Consider the following 5,750-nt stretch of genomic DNA (forward strand, 5'->3'; position numbering starts at 1 on the left):
CGGAGTGGATGCGTGACCGACGCCGGCCCTCGCGCCGGACATGGAGCGCCACCTGAGACCGGCCCGCCGGGAGCTGTGCTGTACCCCTGGGAGCCTCCGCAGGCCCGGTCGCCGGGATGCGAGGTCTGACGGCGGTGGGCCTGCGGGAGGCGGAGGGCCGTCCGTGGCGGGCCCTGGGGCGTCGCCCGGGGCCGTTGTCGGGCCGGGGCCCGGGTCGGCGCCATGGGGTGTCCGGTTCAGCCGAAGGTGTCGGTCAGCAGCTTCGCGGCGACGTCCGCTCCGTCGGCGCGGACCGTGCCGGCCACGGCGGCCGCCCGTGCGCGGACCTCAGGGGTCAGGGCCGCCTTGAGCGCGACCGAGAGGGACTCTACAGCGGGAACCGGACCGTCGTGCGCCACGCCGATGCCCAGCTCGGCCACCCGGGACGCCCAGTAGGGCTGGTCCGCCAGCTGCGGCACGACCACCTGCGGCACGCCGGCCCGGGCGGCGGTCGTCGTGGTACCGGCGCCGCCGTGGTGCACGACGGCGGCGACCCGCCCGAACAGCGCCCGCTGGTTGACCTCGCCGACGGCGAAGCAGTCGGCCAGGTCGTCGATCGGCGCCAGGTCGGCCCAGCCACGGGCGACGACAGCGCGCCGCCCCTGCGCGCGCACCGCCTCGACGACCGCCTCGGCGGCATCCGGGGACGCGTGCAGCGGCATGCTGCCGAAACCCACGTACACCGGCGGCTCACCGGCGTCCAGGAAGGCCGACAGGCCGGCCGGGAGGGGCCGTTCGTCGGGCAGGAGCCACGCACCGGTCTGTACGACGTCGAGGTCCGGCTCCCCCTGCCACGGGTCCAGGACCGGGTCGGTGGCCAGCCACGGCCGGTCGCCGACGACATGGTCGCGGACGTGGTCGACCGGGGGCAGACCGAGCGTCGCGCGGTTGGTGTTGAGGGCCTCGCCGAACAACGCGTCGACGTTCCGCGCGTCGAGGTCCCACAGGACCCGGTTGTCGGTCACCTCCGGCGGGAGGGGCCGTCCCGGGTACGCGAGCGGCGGCCGCACCGGTGACGGCAGGGTGACCTGCTGGAAGGTCACGGACACCGAGGGGATGCCGACCTTCTCGGCCACCGACCGGGCGCCGGCCGCGGCCGGCGTCATCCCGGTCGCCACCAGCACGTCGGCTCCCTCCGCCACCGCGGGCAGCACCTCGAACTGCCCCGCGATCAGCGCGGCGGCGCGCTGGGGCAGGCCCTCCGGCGAGCGCGGCGCCGTCCTGGTCAGGACGCGCGCCGACGGGCCGAACGGCACCATCGGCACGCCGACGCCTGCCAGCAGCTCCGCGAACTCCTCGTCCGCGGGAGCGCACACCCGCACCTGCGCGCCGAGTTCCCGCAGCCGCAGCGCGAGCGCCGCCATCGGCTGCACGTCTCCGCGTGATCCATACGTCGACAACACCACACGCACTACGTGACTCCCCGTTTCCGCAGGTCCTGGCCTCAGGCCGACGATTCTGCGGCACGACGGGGGCCTTGCCGCAAGCCCCCCGGTGCGCTATAGGTTGAGAGTGGCAAGGAGTGGGTGACCTCCTTGCCTTCGTCGTTTCCAGGATGGCACGTCTCTAGGACGGCACGTCCATCCGCTGTGTGCCGACGACCGACAGCAGGCGCAGCGCCTCCGCGGACGGTGTGCCGGGCGTCGCGGTGTAGATGACGACGTGCTGGTCGCGGTCGGTGATGTCCAGGACGTCGCAGTTGACGGTGACGGGGCCGACCAGCGGATGGTCGAAGGTCTTGCACAGCGTGGGCACGGCGGTGACGTCGTGGGTGGCCCACAGGCGGGCGAACTCCTCGCTGCCCGCGCGTAGTTCACCGACGAGCGCGGTCACTTCGGGGTCGTCGGGATAGCGGGCGGCGGTGGCGCGCAGCTGCTGGACCGCGGAACGGCCGAACTCCTCGGCGTCCGAGACTCCGTAGAGCCGCCGTCGGCCCGGCGGGCGCGGTCCGAGGAAGGCGCGGCGCACGAGGTTGCGGTCGCGGCGGGGCAGCGCGGAGAAGTCCTCCATGAGGGCGGCGGCGAGGTCGTTCCAGGCCAGGACGTCGTAGGCGGCGGAGAGCACGAGGGCCGCGGCGTGCGGCAGCCGGTGCAGGAGGTCGGCGATGCTCTGCCGGACCTCGCGCGAGAGTCCCAGCAGCGGTCCCCGCGGGGTGCCCGCGAGGGCGTGGAGGTGGTCGCGTTCGGCGTCCGACAGGCGCAGGGCGCGGGCGAGTTGGGCGAGCACCTCGCGGGAGGGGTGCGGGGCGCGGGCCTGTTCCAGACGGGTGTAGTACTCGGTCGAGATGTACGCCAGCTGCGCCACCTCCTCCCGCCTGAGCCCCGGGGTGCGACGGCGCGGCCCCGGAGGGAGGCCGACGTCGGCGGGGGTGATGCGCTCGCGTCGGCCGCGCAGGAAGTCGGCCAGTTCTCGTCGGTCCACGGATCCGGTGTGCGGGGGCAGGCGTGAGCGCATCCAGGTACCGTCGGTGCCTGGATGGGAAACGGCGGCGGCCACAGGCTCGTCGGCATGAACGACGCACCGAACACGACACCGACCGCTACGCCGGACACGGCACCGCACACGACACCGGAGGCGGCCGCCGCGACCGCCGGTCTGCTGGCCGGCAAGGTCGCCTTCGTCACCGGCGCCGGTCGCGGGATCGGCGCCGCCGCGGCGCGGCTGTTCGCCCGCGAGGGGGCGCGAGTGATGCTGGCGTCCCGTACGGAGGCGCAGCTGAAGGCGGTGACGGAGGAGATCCGGGCGGCCGGCGGCACCGCCGACCACGTGCGCTGCGACCTGGCCGACCCGGCGAGCGTCCGGGCCGCCGTCGACCGGACGGTGGAGGTCTACGGCCGCCTCGACGTGGCCTTCAACAACGGCGCGACGGGGCAGCCTCCGGGGCCGCTGGACGAGCTGCCGGAGGACGAGTTCGACCGCGTCGTGGCCGTCGACCTCAAGGGCCCCTGGGTGGCGATGAGCGCCGAGATTGCCGCCGTACGGGCCACCGCCGGACGCGGGGCGATCGTCAACACCTCCAGCGTGGGCAGTCTGATGGCCAACCCGTGGCTGCCGGTGTACGGCGCGGCGAAGCGGGCGCTCAACAGCCTCACCGCGTCGGCCGCGGCGACGTACGGCCCCGAGGGCATCCGCGTCAACGCCATCGCGCCGGGCACCACGCTCACCGAGATGATCGACGACTGGGAGGCCGACTCCCCCGGCATCGTCGCGCAGCTCACCGCCCAGACGCCGTTGGGCCGCGCGGCCGACCCGTCGGAGATCGCCGAGGCCGCGGCCTGGCTGCTCAGCGACCGGGCCTCGTTCGTGACGGGCGCGGTGCTGCAGGTGGACGGCGGAATGCGGGCCTGAGCGGACACCGTCCCGCGACGGCACCTCTCCACCGTTCCGGGGGCGGGGCCAGGACTCCCCACGCGGTCCTGGCACCGGCCCTCGTCGGCCCCGTATGTCCGGCGCGTTGATCACAGGATGCGCGGACGCGCGCCGATCTGTCGTTGGCACACGGTCCACAACTACTTGGCACACGGTCCACGGCTCCTCGCCGCGCAGTCCACGGCCGCTCCGCGGACGGTCCATGCCTACTCGGCACGCGCTCCACACCTGCTCGACGGACCGTCCACGGCTCCTCGACGCCCAGTCCACGCCCGCTCAGCGGACGGTCCATGCCTACTCGGCACGCGCTCCACACCTGCTCGACGGACGGTCAACGGCTCCTCGACCCGCAGTCCACGCCCGCTCAGCGCGCGGTCCATGCCTGCTCGGCACGCGCTCCACACCTGCTCGACGGACGGTCAACGGCTCCTCGACCCGCAGTCCACGCCCGCTCAGCGCGCGGTCCATGCCTGCTCGGCACGCGCTCCACACCTGCTCGACGGACGGTCAACGGCTACTGAGCCCGCAGTCGACGCCTGCTCGGCGCGCAGTCAACGACTGCTCGACGGACGGCGATCCGCCCCTACTCGGCGGACCGTTCGCGGCGTAGTTCGCTCGGTGGGACGCCGTAGGCCGTGCGGAAGGCGCGGGTGAACTCCGCGGCCCGGGGGAAGCCCCAGCGGGCCGCGACGGCGTGGATCGGCAGCGCCCGCAGCGCCGGATCGGTGAGCTCGCGGCGGGCGTTGGCCAGCCGCTGCTCGCGGATGTACGCGGCGACGGTCGTGCCCTCGGCCTGGAAGAGGCGGTACAGGTAGCTGCGCGAGATGTGGTGCGCGGCGGCGACGCCTGCGGGGGTCAGTTCGTGGTCGGCGAGGTGGCGGCGGATGAACGCCTTGATGCGCAGCGTCAGCGTCCGGGCGTGCGTCTCGGGCGGCACCCGGCGCTCGGCGTCCAGGGCGTGCGCGAAGACGGCGGTGGTCAGGTCGGCGACGACGGCACCGAGCCGCGGCGCGTCGGCCGGCTGGTAGGGCGTGGTGTCCGAGACGAGCTGGACGAGGAACTGCGCCAGCAGCGCTCCGATGCCCTCGCGGCTCGAGATGCGGTTGCCGATGACCCGGTCCGCCCGGTCGTCGGGCAGCGCCACGAGGGCGCGCGGGATCTCGACGCCGATCATGCTGACCGGTTCGCTCCCGGTGTGGATCTCGTACGACCGTGAGGAGCTGTTGGCGTGGATGTCGTCGCTGCTGTAGGCGAGCTGCTCCCGCCCCCAACTGGCCGCTCCCTCGCCTCTCCTGAGGAGGGAGAGGTGGTAGACCTCGGGGTCGGAGCACCGTACGAGCTTCGGTGTCCGGCGGAACACCAGGTGGTCGAAGGTCGCCGGCCACACGGTCACGTCGCCCAGGCTGATCAGGCGCTGCGTTCCGCGGTAGTCCGCCGCGCGGTCGCTGGCCAGATCCATGGGCGCGTGGGTGCGGCCCAGACGCTCGGTCCAGGCCTCGAAACGGTCGGCCACCGGGAGGTCCAGGGTTTGCAGAACCGATTCGTCCAACACGGCCGTAGTCAATCACAGGCGTCCTGGGCCCGGGGAAATGCGGCTGACAGCGCGGAGCGGGGGACGCTACGCTCGCCCGCGATGACGACTTCCTGCGTTGACAGATGGGGGGTCCCGTCCGCGCAAGGTGAGTGCTGATGGTCACTCACCTCGCGAACGAGGACTCCCGACTCTCCCTGTGGCTGCGCGTGCGCGAGTTCGCCGTGCCGCCCTCCATGATCGAGACCGCGACCGCCCGGCGCCTCGCCGGGGACTGGGCGGGCGCGTGTGCCGCCGCTCGGATCGACGTCGACCTCGATCCGCGGTCCGTGGCGCGTGTCCACGGCCGTGAGCCGGCCGCCCGGGTCCGGGACGACCTGCGGCATCTGGCTCCCGACCTGCTGCGCTGGCACATGCCGCGGATCGCCCCCGACGGGCTGCTGCGGCCCGGTCTGACGGTCGGTCTGGCCCGGTACACCGCCGTGGGCCGGGACGGCCCCTACGCGCTGCATCTGGTGGCGCGGACGCCGCCCGCCTGGGCGGATGCCGGCCAGCGGATCGCTCTGGCGCTCTGGGACGGCTCCCGGACCGGCTCCTGGGCCGGGACCGTCGGCTGCCCGCACCCGCATCCCCATCCGCGCTTCCGGATGGATCTGCACCGGCACCTGTGGGATGCGCGCAGGGCGGGTGAACTGCGGGTCCGAGCCGGGGCCGACGGGCCGTCGGGCGCGGCCGAGCGCGTCCTGCCGGGGGCGGCGCCGCATCGGCATCGGTGTGCCGTGGACCGCTGGCCGGCCGAGGCGCGGCTGGT

Annotated in this window: 4 protein-coding genes and 1 pseudogene; 2 read left to right on the plus strand and 3 right to left on the minus strand. The window is 74.1% G+C overall.

The features are described 5' to 3' along the window. Positions 1 to 236: 236 nt before the first annotated feature. Together M8J74_RS42945 and M8J74_RS42950 are read right to left on the minus strand one after the other, a co-directional pair. Positions 237 to 1,451 carry a glycosyltransferase gene (locus tag M8J74_RS42945; protein ID WP_308406191.1) on the minus strand — a complete coding sequence of 405 codons (1,215 nt, stop codon included), beginning with the start codon at positions 1,449 to 1,451 and terminating at the stop codon, positions 237 to 239. Between the two features lie 154 nt (positions 1,452 to 1,605). Beyond that, the gene (locus M8J74_RS42950; protein WP_249841595.1) at positions 1,606 to 2,460 is read right to left on the minus strand and encodes a helix-turn-helix transcriptional regulator; all 855 of its coding nucleotides are present in this window, start codon (positions 2,458 to 2,460) and stop codon (positions 1,606 to 1,608) included. Positions 2,461 to 2,547: 87 nt separating this feature from the next. On the opposite strand from M8J74_RS42950, the gene M8J74_RS42955 reads away from it, so the two are divergent. Then, the gene (locus M8J74_RS42955) at positions 2,548 to 3,387 is read left to right on the plus strand and encodes an SDR family NAD(P)-dependent oxidoreductase (protein ID WP_249841596.1); all 840 of its coding nucleotides are present in this window, start codon (positions 2,548 to 2,550) and stop codon (positions 3,385 to 3,387) included. 604 nt (positions 3,388 to 3,991) lie between these two features. Here M8J74_RS42955 and M8J74_RS42960 read toward each other — a convergent pair. Continuing rightward, on the minus strand, positions 3,992 to 4,960 hold the full coding sequence (locus tag M8J74_RS42960) for a helix-turn-helix domain-containing protein (RefSeq protein ID WP_249841597.1): 969 nt from the start codon (positions 4,958 to 4,960) through the stop codon (positions 3,992 to 3,994). A 137-nt stretch (positions 4,961 to 5,097) separates the two neighbouring features. On the opposite strand from M8J74_RS42960, the pseudogene M8J74_RS42965 reads away from it, so the two are divergent. After that, positions 5,098 to 5,750 (plus strand): annotated as a pseudogene (locus M8J74_RS42965) (hypothetical protein); the annotation flags it as partial.

The sequence above is a fragment of the Streptomyces panaciradicis genome (assembly GCF_023516615.1).
Lineage (GTDB): Bacteria > Actinomycetota > Actinomycetes > Streptomycetales > Streptomycetaceae > Streptomyces > Streptomyces panaciradicis.

Bases quoted from the DNA above. Each gene is read 5' to 3' on its own strand.
- M8J74_RS42955 (WP_249841596.1), top strand. From the start codon at position 2,548: ATGAACGACGCACCGAACACGACACCGACCGCTACGCCGGACACGGCA.